At 47.0% G+C, this 17,529-nt stretch carries 15 protein-coding genes; 13 read left to right on the plus strand and 2 right to left on the minus strand.

What is annotated here, in order from left to right; genetic code table 11:
* Positions 1–48 precede the first annotated feature (48 nt).
* Positions 49–4,296 (minus strand): 2-hydroxyacyl-CoA dehydratase, encoded by a 4,248-nt coding sequence (locus tag CI595_RS06665; protein ID WP_095172520.1) that lies wholly within the window; start codon positions 4,294–4,296, stop codon positions 49–51.
* A 290-nt stretch (positions 4,297–4,586) separates the two neighbouring features.
* Between CI595_RS06665 and tgt the strand changes: the two genes are divergently transcribed.
* The 8 genes from tgt (at position 4,587) to CI595_RS26335 (ending at position 12,790) form a co-directional block, all read left to right on the plus strand.
* The gene (gene tgt / locus CI595_RS06670; RefSeq protein ID WP_095172521.1) at positions 4,587–5,723 is read left to right on the plus strand and encodes a tRNA guanosine(34) transglycosylase Tgt; all 1,137 of its coding nucleotides are present in this window, start codon (positions 4,587–4,589) and stop codon (positions 5,721–5,723) included.
* A 115-nt stretch (positions 5,724–5,838) separates the two neighbouring features.
* Positions 5,839–6,162, plus strand: coding sequence for a preprotein translocase subunit YajC (gene yajC, locus CI595_RS06675; protein WP_065541234.1), 324 nt, complete (start codon positions 5,839–5,841; stop codon positions 6,160–6,162).
* Between the two features lie 121 nt (positions 6,163–6,283).
* Positions 6,284–6,952: an L-serine ammonia-lyase, iron-sulfur-dependent subunit beta gene (gene sdaAB / locus CI595_RS06680; RefSeq protein WP_095173227.1), complete on the plus strand. Its 669-nt coding sequence runs from the start codon at positions 6,284–6,286 to the stop codon at positions 6,950–6,952.
* Between the two features lie 9 nt (positions 6,953–6,961).
* On the plus strand, positions 6,962–7,837 hold the full coding sequence (sdaAA, locus tag CI595_RS06685; protein WP_095172522.1) for an L-serine ammonia-lyase, iron-sulfur-dependent, subunit alpha: 876 nt from the start codon (positions 6,962–6,964) through the stop codon (positions 7,835–7,837).
* A 70-nt stretch (positions 7,838–7,907) separates the two neighbouring features.
* Entirely contained in the window at positions 7,908–8,768 is an 861-nt protein-coding gene (locus tag CI595_RS06690) for an AraC family transcriptional regulator (RefSeq protein WP_242987149.1), read from the plus strand.
* 215 nt (positions 8,769–8,983) lie between these two features.
* Entirely contained in the window at positions 8,984–10,822 is a 1,839-nt protein-coding gene (locus CI595_RS06695; RefSeq protein ID WP_095172523.1) for an NAD(P)-binding protein, read from the plus strand.
* Positions 10,816–12,564, plus strand: coding sequence for an NADH-dependent [FeFe] hydrogenase, group A6 (locus tag CI595_RS06700; protein ID WP_095172524.1), 1,749 nt, complete (start codon positions 10,816–10,818; stop codon positions 12,562–12,564). Before CI595_RS06695 ends, CI595_RS06700 begins: the two co-directional genes overlap by 7 nt.
* A 79-nt stretch (positions 12,565–12,643) precedes the next feature.
* Complete coding sequence (locus CI595_RS26335; RefSeq protein WP_167388450.1) at positions 12,644–12,790, plus strand: hypothetical protein; 147 nt, start codon at positions 12,644–12,646, stop codon at positions 12,788–12,790.
* A 68-nt stretch (positions 12,791–12,858) separates the two neighbouring features.
* Here CI595_RS26335 and CI595_RS06705 read toward each other — a convergent pair whose 3' ends face one another.
* The gene (locus tag CI595_RS06705) at positions 12,859–13,320 is read right to left on the minus strand and encodes a helix-turn-helix domain-containing protein (protein WP_095172525.1); all 462 of its coding nucleotides are present in this window, start codon (positions 13,318–13,320) and stop codon (positions 12,859–12,861) included.
* Between the two features lie 149 nt (positions 13,321–13,469).
* Between CI595_RS06705 and CI595_RS06710 the strand changes: the two genes are divergently transcribed.
* From CI595_RS06710 to CI595_RS06725, 5 genes are all read left to right on the plus strand, one after another.
* Positions 13,470–13,661, plus strand: coding sequence for a helix-turn-helix transcriptional regulator (locus tag CI595_RS06710; protein WP_095172526.1), 192 nt, complete (start codon positions 13,470–13,472; stop codon positions 13,659–13,661).
* Positions 13,662–13,896: 235 nt separating this feature from the next.
* Entirely contained in the window at positions 13,897–15,414 is a 1,518-nt protein-coding gene (locus CI595_RS06715; protein WP_279233384.1) for a YfjI family protein, read from the plus strand.
* An 88-nt stretch (positions 15,415–15,502) separates the two neighbouring features.
* Entirely contained in the window at positions 15,503–15,646 is a 144-nt protein-coding gene (locus tag CI595_RS25995) for a hypothetical protein (RefSeq protein ID WP_156087458.1), read from the plus strand.
* A 402-nt stretch (positions 15,647–16,048) separates the two neighbouring features.
* Positions 16,049–16,534: a hypothetical protein gene (locus CI595_RS06720; protein WP_095172528.1), complete on the plus strand. Its 486-nt coding sequence runs from the start codon at positions 16,049–16,051 to the stop codon at positions 16,532–16,534.
* Between the two features lie 7 nt (positions 16,535–16,541).
* On the plus strand, positions 16,542–17,387 hold the full coding sequence (locus CI595_RS06725) for a phage major capsid protein (protein ID WP_095172529.1): 846 nt from the start codon (positions 16,542–16,544) through the stop codon (positions 17,385–17,387).
* The last annotated feature ends 142 nt before the right edge of the window (positions 17,388–17,529 follow it).

Below are 17,529 nucleotides of genomic sequence, written 5' to 3' on the forward strand. Positions count from 1 at the left end.
TATCATCCTATGCAGTGATATGCCCGCTGGCTTATTCTTTTTTATCGGTCACTGCATCTTTTTGAATGCAGTGGACAGCATCAGCTTAATGCGGTTCAGCTGGTTTACCTCGCTGGCACCTGGATCATAGTCAATGGCAACAATATTGGCATCCGGATAATCCTTACGGATGGCCTTGATAACGCCTTTGCCCACAATGTGGTTGGGCAGACAGCCGAAAGGCTGTGTACACACAATATTAGGTGCTCCGCTGTGGATCAGTTCCATCATCTCTCCGGTCAAAAACCATCCCTCTCCGGTCTGGTTGCCGATAGATACAATGGGGGCTGCCATTTTTGCCAAGTCCTTGATGTTGGCAGATGGAGTAAAATGTTTGCTTTTGGCAAACTCTTTGTTGGCTGCCCCTCTGATAAATTCAATGGCTTTGATGCCCATATTGGCAGTTTTTGCAGAGGTTTTCTTGAATCCTAAATATTTTGCCTTGAAATTCTGGTTATAGAAGCAATAGCATAAAAAGTCGATCAAATCCGGGCAGACAGGTTCTGCCCCTTCTTTTTCCAGAAGCTCTGCCAGATGGTTATTGGCAGCAGGCAGGAATTTTACCAGAATTTCTCCTACAATACCTACTCTCGGTTTTTTCTCACCGGTGATGGGCAGCGTGTCAAATTCCCGGATCATCTGTCGGCAGATGCGGTTGAACTGCCCAAAAGTAATGTGTTTGGCGCTTATGAAACGGATACAGCGCTTCTCCCATTTGCGGTGCAGGGCATTGGCGGAGCCTTTGACGGCCTCGTAGGGGCGCATACGGTAGAGGCATTTCATAAGTATGTCTCCGAACACTGCGCCGAACGCCAGTCTGGAGGCCAGTTTAGCGGTGATCTTAAATCCGGGGTTTTCCTCCAGCCCGCTTAAATTGATGGAAATAACCGGTATGTAGGACATATTTGCCTTGGCAAGTGCCCTTCGGATAAATCCGATATAGTTGGAGGCACGGCATCCGCCTCCGGTCTGTGACATAATGATCGCTACCTTGTGCAGATCGTATTTGCCGGACAAGAGTGCCTGCATGATCTGGCCCACCACCATCAGGGAGGGATAACAGGCATCATTGTTCACGTATTTGAGGCCAACATCCACAGCTTCCTTGTTGTCATTGGGAAGCACTTCCAGATTGTACCCGCTGGCATTGAACGCTGCCTGCAGGATGGAAAAATGGATGGGTGACATCTGGGGGCACAGAATCGTATATTTTTTCCTCATCTCAGGTGTGAATACCACCTTTTTGATGGAGGAGGGTGATATTTTCCGTTTGATATGCTGTTCTTCCTTGACCCGGAGGGCAGCGATCAGAGAGCGGACACGGATGCGGGCAGCACCCAGGTTATTCACCTCATCTATTTTCAGGCAGGTGTAAATTTTGCCGCTGTCTGCCAGGATCTCATTTACCTGGTCTGTGGTCACGGCATCCAGTCCGCAGCCGAAGGAGTTTAACTGAATCAGATCCAGATTTTCTTTTTCCTTCACAAAGTTGGCGGCAGCGTAAAGCCTGGTGTGGTACATCCATTGGTCATTGACGCGCAGGGGGCGTTCAATAGGTGCCAGATGAGAGACAGAATCCTCTGTCAGTACGGCAATGCCGTAGGAGTTGATCAAGTCCGGGATACCGTGATGGATCTCCGGATCAATGTGGTATGGCCTTCCGGCCAGCACGATACCGCGTCTTCCTGTCTTATCCAGATAGCGGAGAGTCTCCTCACCTTTCCTGCGAATATCTTCCCTGCACTTGGCCATTTCTTTCCAGGCGGCATGGGCAGCGTCAGATACTTCTGTGGAGGGAATGTCTTTAAACTCTTCCAGCAGCCGCTCTGTGATGGTGTCCTCATTGGTCATGGCTAAGAACGGGTTGTGGAAATGGATTTCCGGATCATTCAGTTCGTCAATGTTATTCTTTATATTCTCCGCATAGGAGGTGACGATGGGGCAGTTGTAATGGTTAATGGAATCCTCAAATTCTTCCCTCTCGTACGGAATACAGGGGTAGAAGATATATTTGACCCCCTGTTTGATGAGCCACGATACATGTCCGTGAGCCAGTTTTGCAGGGTAGCACTCTGATTCACTGGGAATGGACTCAATGCCGAGTTCATATATCTTTCTGGTTGAGGTGGGGGAGAGTACCACCTGATATCCCAGCCTGGTAAAGAACGTATACCAGAAAGGATAGTTTTCAAACATGTTCAGGACTCTAGGGATGCCCACCTTTCCTCTGGGAGCTTTATCCTCTGTCAGCGGCTCATAGGAGAACAGCATTTTATATTTATATTCAAACAGATTGGGAATATGGTCCTTGTTCTTCTCTTTGCCGATTCCCCGCTCGCAGCGGTTGCCGGAGATATACTGGCGTCCGCCTGAGAATTTGTTGATGGTCAGACGGCAGTTATTGGTACAGCCCCTGCAGTTTGCCATGGTGGTTTTATACTGGAGACTGTTGATCTTTTCAATAGGAAGCATGGTAGTTTCCTGGCCTGCCGTATAGCGCTCCCTTGCGATGAGGGCAGCACCGAAAGCGCCCATGATCCCGGCAATGTCCGGACGTATGGCTTCACAGCCCGCAATGCGCTCAAAGCTTCTCAAAACAGCGTCATTATAGAAAGTTCCGCCCTGTACGACAATGTGTTTTCCCAGCTCAGAGGCATCGGAAACCTTGATAACTTTATACAATGCATTTTTTATAACGGAATATGCCAGTCCTGCGGAGATGTCTGATACCTCCGCACCTTCTTTTTGTGCCTGTTTTACTTTGGAATTCATGAAAACAGTACATCTGGTTCCAAGGTCAATAGGATTTTTGGCAAAAAGAGCGGCTTTTGCAAAGTCCTGTACACTGTAATTCAGGGAATTGGCAAAGGTCTCGATAAAGGAGCCGCAGCCGGAGGAGCAGGCTTCATTTAGCTGCACGCTGTCCACAGTATGGTTCTTTATCTTGATACATTTCATATCCTGACCGCCGATATCCAGGATACAGTCCACCTCAGGGTCAAAGAAAGCGGCTGCATAGTAGTGGGATACGGTCTCCACTTCCCCCTCATCCAAAAGAAGGGCCGCCTTGATCAGTGCCTCTCCGTAGCCGGTGGAACAGGAGTATGCGATTTTGGCTTCCCGGGGAAGGTGGCTGTAAATTTCCTGAATGGCACGGATACTGGTTGCCAGGGGATTGCCGTTGTTGTTGCTGTAAAAGGAGTAGAGCAGGGAACCATCTTCCCCGACCAGGGCTGCCTTTGTTGTGGTGGAGCCTGCGTCTATACCAAGATAGCAGTTTCCGCTGTAGCCGGAGAGTTCGTCGGTTTTCACATTGTAATGACTCTGGCGCTCATTGAATTTGTCATAATCCGCCCTGGAGGCAAACAGAGGTTCCATACGGTTGACCTCAAATTCCATATGTATATTGGCTGACAGCCTGTCGCGCATGGCAGTGACGGATACGCCGGGCGCATCCTTTTTTGCATTCAGCGCAGATCCTATAGCTGCGAACAGATGGGAATTGTCAGGTACAATGGTATACTCCTCATCCAGCTTCAGTGTCCGGATAAACGCTGTCTTCAGTTCAGACAAAAAGTGAAGCGGGCCGCCCAGAAATGCCACATGGCCGCGGATTGGCTTTCCGCAGGCAAGGCCGCTGATGGTCTGGTTGACCACAGCCTGGAAAATGGAGGCTGACAGGTCCTCCTTCGTAGCGCCCTCGTTGATCAGCGGCTGGATGTCTGTCTTGGCAAACACGCCGCAGCGGGCAGCGATGGGATAAAGCGCCTTGTAATTTTTAGCGTATTCATTCAGGCCTGCGGCATCGGTCTGCAGCAGGGAGGCCATCTGGTCAATAAAAGAACCGGTTCCTCCGGCACAGATGCCGTTCATACGCTGTTCAATATTTCCGCCTTCAAAATAAATGATCTTTGCATCCTCCCCGCCAAGCTCAATGGCTACGTCGGTTCTGGGAGCCAGTTCCTGTAGGGAGGAGGACACAGCGATAACCTCCTGCACAAAGGGAACCTCCAGATGTTTTGCGAGTGTAAGCCCGCCGGAACCGGTGATCACCGGAAGGACTAAAAATTCTCCTAATTGTTTATAAGCCTTATCCAGCAGTCCAGCCAGTGTATTCTGAATGTCTGCAAAGTGGCGTTCATAATCGGAGAAAAGGATTTCTTTTTCTTCATTTAGAACTGCGATTTTTACTGTGGTGGAACCAATATCAATTCCAAGACGGTATACATCTGCAATATTTTTATTATCTGCTGACATGGTCAGGAGACCTCCTTCATAATAAATGGACGGATTTTATGCCGTCATATATGCGTTTCTTCTTATTTATATAGTGCTATAGAAAATCATTTAACATTATACGACAATATTTCTAAAAATACAATTGCTATTTTGAAATTGGATTATTTTAGTTATATATAAGAGGGAAAGAAAATATTCCAGCCGGTTGCGTTTACATTTCCCTTATGGTAGAATAAGCCAGATGTAACTGTTCATCAGATATACAGTTACGGGCAAAAGGATTACGTTTAGAAAGAGGAAATTGTTATATGTACAAGATACTGAAACAGGAAGGCATGGCAAAACGCGCCCATTTTGAAACAGTGCACGGCACGGTGGAGACCCCTGTCTTTATGAACGTGGGCACAGTGGCTGCGATCAAGGGCGCAGTTGCCACAACGGACCTGCATGAAATAGGAACGCAGATAGAATTGTCAAACACATATCATCTCCATGTTCGCCCGGGTGACCAGGTAGTGAAAAAACTGGGCGGACTCCATAAATTTATGAACTGGGACAGACCCATACTCACGGATTCCGGCGGATTTCAGGTGTTTTCCCTGTCAAAGCTGCGGAAGATCAAAGAGGAAGGCGTTTATTTTAACTCCCACATTGACGGACATAAGATTTTTATGGGACCAGAGGAAAGTATGCAGATACAGTCCAACCTGGCGTCCACCATTGCCATGGCGTTTGATGAGTGTCCATCCTCTGTGGCAGACCGAAAATACGTTCAGGACTCTGTGGACAGGACCACAAGATGGCTTGCCCGGTGTAAGGATGAGATGGCACGGCTGAATGCAAAAGAAGATACTATCAATCCCCAGCAGATGCTGTTCGGCATTAATCAGGGCGCAGTATATGATGATATCCGTATCGCACATGCAAAAGAGATTGCCAAAATGGACCTTGACGGTTATGCAGTTGGGGGGCTTGCTGTGGGGGAGAGCCATGAGGAAATGTACCGGATCCTGGACAGTGTGGTGCCCTATCTTCCCACAGATAAGCCCACATATCTGATGGGTGTGGGAACACCGGCCAACATTTTGGAAGGTGTATCCAGAGGCGTGGATTTCTTTGACTGTGTATACCCAAGCCGGAATGGACGCCATGGCCACGTGTACACGAATTTTGGAAAACTCAATCTGTTCAACGCTAAATATGAACTGGATTCCCGCCCGATCGAGGAGGGATGCCAGTGCCCGGCCTGCAGAAGTTACAGCAGGGCCTATATCCGCCATCTTCTGAAGGCTAAGGAAATGCTGGGAATGCGTCTGTGTGTACTGCACAACCTGTATTTCTACAATACTATGATGACGGAAATACGCCAGGCTCTTGATGAAGGGCACTATGAGGACTATAAACAGCAGAAGCTGGAGCGCATGGCAGCAGGTCCTAAGGCATAAAAACAGAAAAAACGTGTAAAATATATAAAAAAACCTGAAAAACACTTGAAGAAATAAGGGAAATTGTGTATTATTGTAATAACGTTCAAAAATATAATTTGCAGGAGGAACAAAAATGTTATTAGGACAGGCAAGCGCAGGCGGCGCCGGCGCATGGGCAACCATGTTACTGCCGCTGGTTGTATTTTTTCTTTTAATGTATTTCATGATCATGAGACCGCAGAAAAAGGAACAGCAGAGAGTAAAATCCATGTTATCTTCTATGGAAGTAGGCGACAGTGTGGTAACCACAAGCGGTTTTTACGGAATCTTAATTGATATTACGGATGAAGATGTTATCGTAGAATTCGGAAACAACAGAAACTGCAGAATCCCTATGAGAAAAGCGGCTATCGCAGAAGTTGAGAAAGCCGGAGACGGAATCGCAGAAAAAGAGTAATTCAGAAGATTGAAAAGCAAGACAGGTGTTGCAGGAAAAATGGTTCTGCGGCGCCTGTTTTTTCGTGAATGAGAAACGGTCCCTTGATGGAAACAGGGACAGAATATGGAGAAATACGAACATGGCATTTATCAGTTTATTTGATGTGATCGGGCCAAATATGGTGGGACCTTCCAGCTCTCACACCGCTGGTGCGGCATCTATGGCTCTTCTTGCGCGGAGGCTTTTTCCGGGCAGGATAAAAAAAGTGCGTTTTACCCTGTATGGTTCCTTTGCCCAGACATACCGGGGGCACGGTACAGACCGGGCGCTTCTGGGAGGTATCATGGGATTTCAGACAGATGATCTGCGGATCAGGGATTCCCTGACACTGGCCAGGGAGCAGGGGCTTTGCTATGAATTTATAACCAGCAGCGAACTGGGAGATGAACACCCGAATACTGCGGATATGGATATGGAGGGCACCGGCGGAGAGCATCTTTTTGTGCGTGGTGTTTCCCTGGGCGGCGGCAAGGTGAAAATTGTCCGTTTGAATCAGATAGAAGTGGATTTTACAGGGGAGTACAGCACACTGGTTGTCAGTCAGACAGACAAGCCGGGTGTGGTGGCACATATTACCAAGGCTCTGAGCGAGAAGAATGTAAATATTGCATTTATGCGCCTTTACCGGGAGGAGAGAGGTGCCAGGGCCTATACCATTGTGGAGTCTGATGAAAAAATACCGGAGGACGTGACAGATAAGATCAGGGAAAATCCCTGTGTCTCCAACGTGATTCTGGTACAGATATAGGAGGATAGGATGGAATTCAATCAGGGCAGTGAACTTTTAGATCTATGCAGGGAGCAGGACATGCCCATCTCCAGGGTCATGAAGCTTAGGGAGACGGAATTTTCCCGGATTTCAGAGGAGGAAGTGGAGGAGAAAATGATAAAATCCCTGAATATCATGCGCCGTTCCGCAAAAGAGCCTCTGACCGATCCCAAACCCTCCGTGGGCGGTCTGATCGGGGGAGAATCTCGCAAGCTTCATCAGCACGCTTTGGCGGGAAGGTCTGTCTGCGGGACGGTGCTTCAGCGTGCGATCACTTATGCTATGGCAGTTCTGGAGGTCAATGCCTCCATGGGTGTGATCGTGGCCGCGCCTACAGCTGGCTCTTCCGGTGTGGTACCGGGAGTGCTTCTGGCTCTGCAGGAAGAATATGATTTGGCGGAAAAAGAGGTTTTAAACGGACTTTACACAGCAGGGGCTATCGGATACCTGCTTATGCGGAATGCCTCTGTGGCAGGCGCGGAAGCGGGGTGTCAGGCGGAGGTGGGCGCAGCATCAGCCATGGCAGCAGCGGCTGCGGTGGAGATGATGGGAGGCACACCCAAGCAGTGTCTGGATGCGGCCTCTGTGGCAATATCCAACCTGCTTGGTCTGGTCTGTGATCCCATAGCCGGCCTTGTGGAGTACCCATGTCAGAACAGGAACAGTGTGGGGGCAGCGAATGCGCTGATCTGTGCGGAGCAGACCCTTGCGGGGATCCCGGCAGTGATTCCTTTTGACGAGATGGCCCAGGCTATGTATCATGTGGGCAGAAGTCTTCCCTTTGAACTGCGGGAAAGCGCACTGGGCGGCTGTGCGGCAACCCCTGCTGCATGCAGACGTACTTGCGAGATCTTTGGAAACTGAGGGTTAAGAGGTGCATTTTCCACACCGACATTTTCCGTAGAAGATTTATCGGACAGATAAGCAGTGAAGGATGTATTATATATATAAGGCAGGTGAAGATATGGAGTGGATGCAGCGGATAAACCGGGTGATGGACTATGTGGAGGAGCATCTTCGGGATGAGATTTGTGAGGAAGAGATCAGTAAGATCATGGCGTGTCCGTATCAGAACTTTCAGAGTCTGTTCGGACAGGTGACAAACATTAGTTTTTCTGAATATATCAGAAGGCGCAAGCTGACTATGGCGGCATATGATTTGCAGAATACCGATGAGAAAGTGTTGGATATAGCACTGAAATATGGATATCAGTCAGGAGATGCTTTCCGTGTGGCATTCCGCAAAATGCATGGTGTCAATCCCACGGAGGTGAGACAGAATGCTGTTCCGCTGATGTTTTACTGCAGGCTTGAATTTCAGATAACTGTAAAGGGGGTAGAGTCTATGAGGTATACGATTGAAGACAAGAAGGCATTTCAGGTACTTGGAACAAGAATGACCACGCCGTACGGAGGCGGTACCTGGGCAGTGGTGAAGAGCGACGGTACCAACGAAAAGATGAAAGATATCAGCGGAGATTTTTTTGACCTGGGGCTGTGTTTTGGATTTCAGGAGGACGGCAGCAATGATTATATGTGTGCTGTCCTTTGGGATGGGCCCAAGGTAGAGGGATTTGTAACATATCAGTACCCGCCGGCAACGTGGCTTATTTTCCAGACAAAGGGGAAGATCTCAGACAATATACTGGGGAATTTATGGCGGCAGATCAATCAGGAATTTCTGCCCCAGAGCCAGTATGACAAATGCGGACTCCCCACTATTGAAAGATATGTTTTTTGGAATGAAGCTGAGGATGCAGGGGAAGTGGAAGTTTGGATACCGGTGAAATATTAATTGAGGATGTCTCATATCTATAACAGGGTATGAGACATTTTTTGTATAAAAAAGTCTGGGGAGTACCCTTAAATTATTAGAAAATTATTAAAATATCACAAAATATGTTGACGGTATTATACAAAAATGATAATTTTAAGATATAACAATTTACAATAGCAGCATATAAAAGTATGCGGCGTGTTAGCTGTACGGCGGCTCAATTGGAGGTAGATATGAGCAGATTAAGTATGATTACACAAAACAGTGCGCAGCGGACGGTGGAGGAACTTTATAAGGATCTGGAGCGGCGAATCGTTGCCAGCCCGCCGGGGTTATGTCCGGTGGATATGGCGGCATCTTTCCTGAAAATGTGCCATGCCCAGTCCTGTGGAAAATGTGTTCCCTGCCGTGTGGGGCTGGGGCAGCTGGAAAAACTGTTTGAGGATGTGCTGGATGGAGATGCCACTCTGGAGACGATAGAAGTCATTGAGAGGACGGCCAGAAGTATTTTCTATTCCGCCGACTGTGCCATCGGCTATGAAGCAGCCAAGATGGTGCTGAAGGGGATCAGAGGGTTCCGGGAGGATTTTGAAGAACATATATTGAGAGGCAGATGTTCCTGTAACTTGAATCAGCCGGTACCGTGTGTATCCCAATGTCCGGCCGGTGTGGATATTCCCGGTTACATTGCCCTTGTCAGGGAGGGCAGATACGCAGACGCAGTGCGCCTGATACGCAAGGACAATCCCATGCCTGCAGTATGTGGTCTTATTTGTGAACATCCCTGCGAAGTCCGGTGCCGCAGGACTATGCTGGATGACCCCATCAATATCAGAGGTCTGAAGCGTTTTGCGGTAGAACATGCAGGGGAAGTGCCTGTGCCCAAAGCTGCGCCGGCTACAGGGAAGAAGATCGCGGTCATCGGAGGCGGCCCGGGTGGTATCAGCGCGGCTTATTACCTGGCTTTAATGGGACATAAGGTGACAATCTATGAAAAGGAAAAACAGCTGGGCGGTATGCTGAGGTACGGGATCCCGAACTACAGGCTTCCGAGAGAGGTTTTGGATCAGGAAATAAACCAGCTTCTCAGTGTAGGGATTGATGTTGTCACGGAGGCAGATGTGGGGGAGAAGCCATATCTGCTGCAGGATATCCGCCCCCAGTATGATGCCATTTACATAGCCATTGGTGCCCATACAGACAGAAAAATAGGAATGGAGGGGGAAGATGCCGAAGGTGTAATGTCCGCGGTGGAAATGCTCCGCAGTATCGGTGACGGGGAGATGCCGGACTTTAAGGACAGAGACATTATCGTGATCGGCGGTGGCAATGTAGCCATGGATGTGGCCCGTTCCGCGGTGCGTCTGGGAGCAAAACGCGTGCGCATTGCCTACAGAAGAAGGAAAGTGGATATGACGGCCCTCCCGGAGGAAGTGGAAGGGGCCGTTGCGGAAGGATGCGAGGTCCTGGACCTTCATGCGCCGCTTTCTATAGAAAAGGATGAACAGGGCAAAGTTTCAGCACTCTGGGTACAGCCTCAGCTCATTGGAAAGATCAAAAACGGAAGACCATCTCCGGGGGATGCGGATGTGCCGAAACTCCGTCTTCCCTGTGATCAAATCCTGGTGGCTATCGGACAAGGCATTGATTCCCGGCATTTTGGGGAATCAGGCATTCCCATCACAAGAGGCGCTGCCATTGATGCCTTTGACTGGAGCGGCGTGAAGGACGCTGCAGGGGTATTTGCCGGAGGGGACTGTGTGACCGGACCGGCCACTGTGATCCGCGCTATAGCGGCGGGAAAAGTGGCGGCTGCCAATATTGATGAATTTCTGGGATATAACCACAGCATCACAAGCGGTGTGGAGATTCCCAGAGTACGTCTCCATGACCGCCCCACCTGCGGCCGCGTGAATATGAAGGAACGTGAAGCATCCGAAAGAGTGAAGGATATGGAACTGATTGAATGCGGTATGACTTCTGAGGAGGCTTCCCAGGAGGCAAGACGCTGTCTGCGCTGTGACCACTTCGGTTTCGGTGTGTTTAAGGGAGGCAGGGTGGAAAAATGGTGAATACAGAGAGAGTAAAATTGACGATTGACGGGATACAGATAGAGGCTGACAGACACAGCACCATCCTTCAGGCAGCCGCTCTTGCAGGAATCAAGATTCCCACTCTGTGCTATCTGAAAGATATCAATGAGATTGGTGCATGCCGTGTCTGTGTTGTGGAAGTGGAAGGCTATGCAAAGCTGGTAACAGCCTGTAACAACCGGGTAAAAGAGGGCATGGTGGTCCATACCAACAGTCCAAAAGCCAGAAAGACCAGAAGGACAAATGTACAGCTTATCCTATCCCAGCACAACAGTAACTGTGCCTACTGTGTCAGAAGCGGAAACTGCTCCCTGCAGAGTGTGGCAAATGATCTGAATATCATGGATGTTCCTTTTGTAAAGGAATTGCCAAAGAACTGCTGGAATATGGATTTTCCCTTGATACGGGATCATACAAAATGCATCAAGTGTATGCGGTGTGTGCAGATATGCGATAAGATCCAGTCTGTCAATATCTGGGATGTGGTAAATACAGGTTCAAGGACAACCGTGGATGTGTCCGGAAACAGAAAGATTGACGAGTCAGACTGTGCAGTCTGCGGCCAGTGCATCACCCATTGTCCTGTAGGGGCACTGCGTGAGCGTGACGATACCGAACGCGTGCTGGATGCCATTGCCGATAAGGACAAGATCACGGTGGTCCAGATCGCGCCTGCTGTGCGTGCGGCCTGGGGAGAATCCATTGGTCTGGCACCGGAATTCGCTACTATTAAGAGACTGGCCTCAGCTCTGCGGAAAATGGGATTTGACTATATCTTTGATACGGATTTCAGTGCAGATTTGACCATTATGGAGGAAGGCAGCGAGTTTCTGGAAAAACTGAAGAATAAGGAGAATGAGAAATTCCCCATGTTTACATCCTGCTGCCCCGGCTGGGTGCGTTTTATGAAATCTCAATATCCGGAGCTGGTGGATCAGCTTTCTACAGCAAAATCACCGCAGCAGATGTTCGGTGCTGTTGTGAAGACCTATTATGCAAGATTACTGGATGTGGACCCGGAGAGGATTTTCTGTCTGTCTATAATGCCGTGTGTGGCGAAGAAACAGGAATGTGCACTTCCCACTATGCGGGACGCAGGAGCGGGGCAGGATGTGGATGCATCTCTGACCACCAGGGAAGTGGACCGATTGATCCGCATGTTCCATATACTTCCTGAGACACTGCGGGAGGAGGAACTGGATATGCCTCTCGGTGTGGGTTCCGGCGCGGGCGTTATTTTTGGCGCTACCGGCGGTGTTATGGAGGCAGCTTTGCGAAGTGCTTACTATCTTGTGACCAGCAAGAACCCGGAACCGGATGCATTTCGGGCCGTCCGTGGCATGGATGGCTGGAAAGAGGCGGAATTTAATCTGGCAGGTACCATTCTCAAAGTAGCAGTTGCCAGTGGCCTGGGCAATACCAGAAAACTGATGAAAGCCCTTAGAAAAGGAAAGGTATCTTACGATTTTGTAGAGATCATGGCCTGTCCCGGCGGATGTGCCGGCGGTGGCGGCCAGCCTATCCATGACGGACAGGAGCTTGCAGGGGACAGGGGGCAGATACTGTACGGCCTGGATAAGGTCAGCAATATCCGTTTTTCCCATGAAAATCCGTCTGTGATAAAATGCTATGAGGATTTTCTGGAAAAGCCTTTGTCTCACAAAGCCCATGAACTGCTGCATACCGACCATCACGGATGGAGGATGCCCGGAGAAGAGTGAGCATTCGGAAATAACACATAAAATCCGTGGCCTTTGGGGATACTGTGTGTGAAAAACACTCTAATGCCGAGGTGACAAAATGGATAAAAAACAACAGGAAGCGTTAAACAGAAAAAAATCAAATGAAACTTTCAACAGCATTACCCAGAAAGTAAAACCCGAGAATCAGAACCAGCAGCATAATGCCAAATCTGAGGCTGTGGAGCCGAAAATCAGGCAGGTTTAAAATCGTGCTGCAAAAAAGTATAAAAACCTGCTAACAAAAGTCAATGCTTTTCTAGCAGGTTTTTATGCTTAGAAAGTCGGTATTTCTCTTGAACTACTTAATAGCTTTTCCATATTATAACATATGTCTTTGTCACAGCGCAGCGCCATATCCTGAAAATCTGATTGGTTCACATAGAAACGAAATCCTTGGCTGTCAGTTATCGTTAAGCCGTGAATATCTTTATTTTCTATTTTATAATTATGTGTTTTTAATATCTCAATAAGAAGTTCTTCTCTTTTTGCATCCTTATCTTTGATCCATTCCCAAGTGCTTTTTATTTTTTCCGATTCTGACATTTCTTCTAAAAAAACTGAAATATGGATATTAAGAGCAGCCGCGATCTTTTGCAGCTGTTCTATTTTGGGCTGGCGTTTTCCGGCTTCATATTGAGCGATCATTTGAGGAGATACTCCAAGAGAACTGCCCAATGCTTTTTGCGTCATTTTTGCTGTTTTTCTTGCGTTGCGGATTTTTTCACCGATCGTCATTTTAAATTCACCTCCCAATCTTCTTTCTATAATAGCATGGTAAAGACAGAAAATAAAGCAAAAGATTAAAAAAAGATATTGACTAAAGCATAAGATTGAGGTATGATGAAAAAGTAGTTAAGCAAATGCTTTATATTGGAGGTGAAAAAATGAGAATTGACAGAGTGAAACTGGTGACAGAACTGGCCAAAAGGGATATGACACAGAAAAAACTGGCAGAGATCGCGGGAATTTCCAGAGCTACAGTCAACTATATTAGAGGCGGAAAAAATTGTTCTGATGAAGTGGGAGAAAAAATTGCAAAGGCTTTAGGTGTTGATATAACTGAAATTTCTGAATGAAATACCTGGTGGGTGTGTGGTGTATGATGAACAGCCTGGGGATAGCAATAGTGGAAGAAAGGTGGTTGGGAGAATGTCAACGCAATACATAGGGGCCAAAAAAGTGGTGGGAGCTTTGGAGGTGGCAGAAAAAGAGAAATGTGGTTATGGCGGCAATCAGACAGCAGGTGAGTAAATGAAAGTAAATGGAGAATTGGATAATGGTCTTGTCCGTTACAAGTCTAAGAGCGAAATTATGTATTCTGATAGATTTGCGGGTTTTGTGGGTTTTGCGGGGGCAGATATTTCTAAACTTCCACTTTTTAAAACGGAATTGCTGCCTTCTGCTATTAGAGGTTTTTCTGATTCTTTGATAGAAAGTCTGCAAGTATCCTCTGGAATGGTTGCTCCGGCTGTAATGACCGTAGGTTGTTTAGGAATCCAGAAAAAGTATAGCGTCCATCCACTTCCGGACTGGTATGAACCGGGAAACCTGTATACTGCTATTGTAGCAGAAGCTTCTGAGAGGAAAAGTCCTGCTATGAAGGAAATCATGAAGCCGGTCTATGATTATGAGAGGAAGGAAAATGAGAAGCTGGCTTCTGAAATCGCCATATATGAGACAAAAAAGAAAATTCTTGAAGGAAAGATTGCAAACATCACAAAATCAGCAGTGCGTCCCTATAAAAAAAGTACAGAGGATAAACACTTTGATGTGGAGATATTGACAGATCTACAGCAGGAACTAAATGAGTTGGAAGAGGTAACACCTATAAGATTAGTGGCGGATGATGTAACTATGGAAGTTTTAGGAAAACTGATGGAGCAGAACCGGGAACGGATAGGCATCTTCTCCACAGAGGGCGGTATCTTTAACACACTGGCAGGAAGGTATAGTGATAAGACTGTAATTGATATTGTGCTGAAAGGCTATTCCGGTGACAGATTCGCGCAGGACAGAGTTACAAGGGCCGGCCAGACGCTGGACCATCCGTTAATAGCTATCCTTTTGTATGTACAGCCAATAGTCATAAAAGAAATAATGGATAACAGTGAATTTGTAGGCAGAGGATTGAATGCAAGATTCCTGTACAGCATACCTCCATCAACTATAGGAGAAAGGAAATACCGCGTGAAACAGATCAGTGATCTTGACAGGGCAGATTACTGCGACGTGATACAAAGACTGTTAGCCATACCTGTCCCGGATAAACCAAAAGCCATAGAACTGGAAGAAGAAGCTGACAGATTAGCAGAAGATTTTTTTTATGAGATAGAAGATAAAATGAAGGAAAGTTCCACAGAGTTCAAGGCTTGGCTTGGTAAGCTGCATGGAACCACAATGAGAATAGCGCTGGTCCTTCACTGCTTTGAATACATTGAGCGATCAGAGTATCATAAGATCAGCGAGCAGACCATGAGTAATGCTATTGGGATCGGAAGGTATTTCCGGTCCCACGCAGAAGCCGCGTTTAGCATAATGGGACTAACAGATCCTTCTGAGGTGAGAGACGCAAAATATATTCTGAAGCGCATAGATTCTACTGGTCTGATGGAAATAAAATTGAGGGATTTGCACGATGTTTGCCGGGATAGAAAAGGTATGGAGAAAAAAGGAGGAATGATACCCGGATTACAATGCCTGATAGAGCACGGCTATATCCGTATCCAGAAGTCAATACCCGCCACACAAAACCCGCAAAAGGGGGGCAGACCATCAGAAATTGTGTATGTAAATCCGGAGTATATCAGATGGAAGAAGAAAAAGGTATGATCAGAATAAAATCAGGTGTCAGGAACAGAAGAGGGGAGTTGTAATATATGTATTATCAACCAGTAAAAACAGAAGGAAGTGATGTAGCGTGATAAAAATAAAAATTTCCTATCAGACACCCCAGGAGCTTCAGGCGGTGATAAAACTTTTGCATCCGGTTATCAAAACCTGCAAAGTGGCAAAGGAACAGCAGGGGAAATATAAAAGGGCATATATAGTATTGGTGGTGTGATTGAAAAGATATGGCAGCAATAACGTCTATGACGGGATATCCCACTTTATGGTGTGAAAACGGCACAGAGGAATACTTTAAGCTATAAAAAATCTATTAAAAATACAAAGAAAAGACTTGCATATTTACTATTTATCTGATATAATTGTTTTATAACAAATAGAATAATTTTAGTACCCCAGCGGTTCATCTCTTTTCTGCTGGAAGTCTTGTATGAGGCGTGGGAACAGCTTAAGTCGTGGAATACGATTAAGGCCGTTCCTGCGCCTTTTCTATTTGTTTATTCCTTTTCTTCATTTAGATTTTTTAACAGTTTCGCATGGCGCACACCCGGCCGGGCAGCGGGGGATATCTGCCTGTATATAAAATAGTCCACTGGACGTTAAACAGGAAGGCAAGAGCATGGAAGAAAACATGAGTGTTACGGAGCAGACCACCCAGGCTGAGAACATGGGGAATGAAGCGGAAGTACAGGGAGCCGCCCAGGAAAATAAGGGGAAAGGACAGAAATTATTCACCCAGGAAGAGGTGAACGGTTTTGTTCAATCCCGGATTTCCAGAATGAAAGGGCAGATAGAGAAAGAAAGCAAAGCAGAGTATGAGCAGAAATTCACAGAACTGCAGGTCCGGGAGATGAAACTTTTGGTTAGGGAAAAACTGGATGAGCGGGGGATGTCCCGTGAATTAGCTGATATCATTACCTGTACGGATGAAGATGATTTAAACAGTAAATTAGATGTATTGAATAAAATATATGGCAGTAAAGCAAATGAAAAACAGACGCCCATGCCGGGATTCCGGGTTGGGGCCGTGCCGGAGGGTAATAGCTCATATCGTACCGGCACTGACCCGTTAAGACAGGCTATGGGGCTTAACAGAAAGGATTGATGAATAAATGGCAATTGATTTAGTAACACAATATCTCCCTTATGTGGATGAATTGTTTTCAACAGAAAGTAAAAAATCCCTGTTGACTAACCAGGATTTATCCTGGACAGGGGCACATACGATCAAGGTGTACAAAGTCACGACTGCATCTATGAATGATTATGGGCGTACCGGTCCGAAATCAGGGGAGTGGTCAAGATATGGTAAAGTGCAGGGGCTGGATGCTACCACAGAGGAATTTACACTGAAGAATGACCGCTCGTTTACTTTTGCAATTGATAAGCTGGATAAGGAGGAAACCAGTGACCAGCTGGCCGCTGCATCAGCACTTGCACGGCAGGTGAGGGAGGTTGTGATTCCGGAAGTTGACACTTATGTCTATGGTATCATGACAGCTAATGCAGGGCACAAACCTGCAGCCGTGGTATTGACCCCTGATAATATCTATACGGAGATTATTAAGGCCAGCAATGCCCTGGACAACTCAGAAGTGCCGGAAACAGGCCGTGTACTCCTGGTAACGCCCGATACTTATCTGCTGATGAAACAGTGTAAAGATATCACAATGGAGACTGATATCGGAAATGACATGAGATTAAAAGGTGTCATTGCCAATCTGGATGGAGCCGTGGTAATTAAAATACCATCAAAGAGACTGCCTGAAGGATTTGGGTTTATGCTGGCCCACCCAGTGGCAACCGTAGCCCCCACTAAGCTGGAGGATTATAAGACCCACCAGGATCCGCCGGGAATTTCCGGTGAGCTGGTAGAGGGCCGCATCTGCTACGATGCTTTCGTTTTAGAAAATAAGACAGAAGCTATCTATTATCAGGCACAGACTATAACAGCATAAAGATAATAAAGTGCCCCGGACTTTCTGATATGGATCGTCCGGGGCATTTGAATGGGTAAAAATAGGACAATACAGATAGAGTGCAGACTAGGACAAGAGCATATAGATCAATTAGGAGATATTACCAGAGACAAATAAAAAA

Source organism: Blautia hominis, from assembly GCA_002270465.1.
Lineage (GTDB): Bacteria > Bacillota > Clostridia > Lachnospirales > Lachnospiraceae > Blautia > Blautia hominis.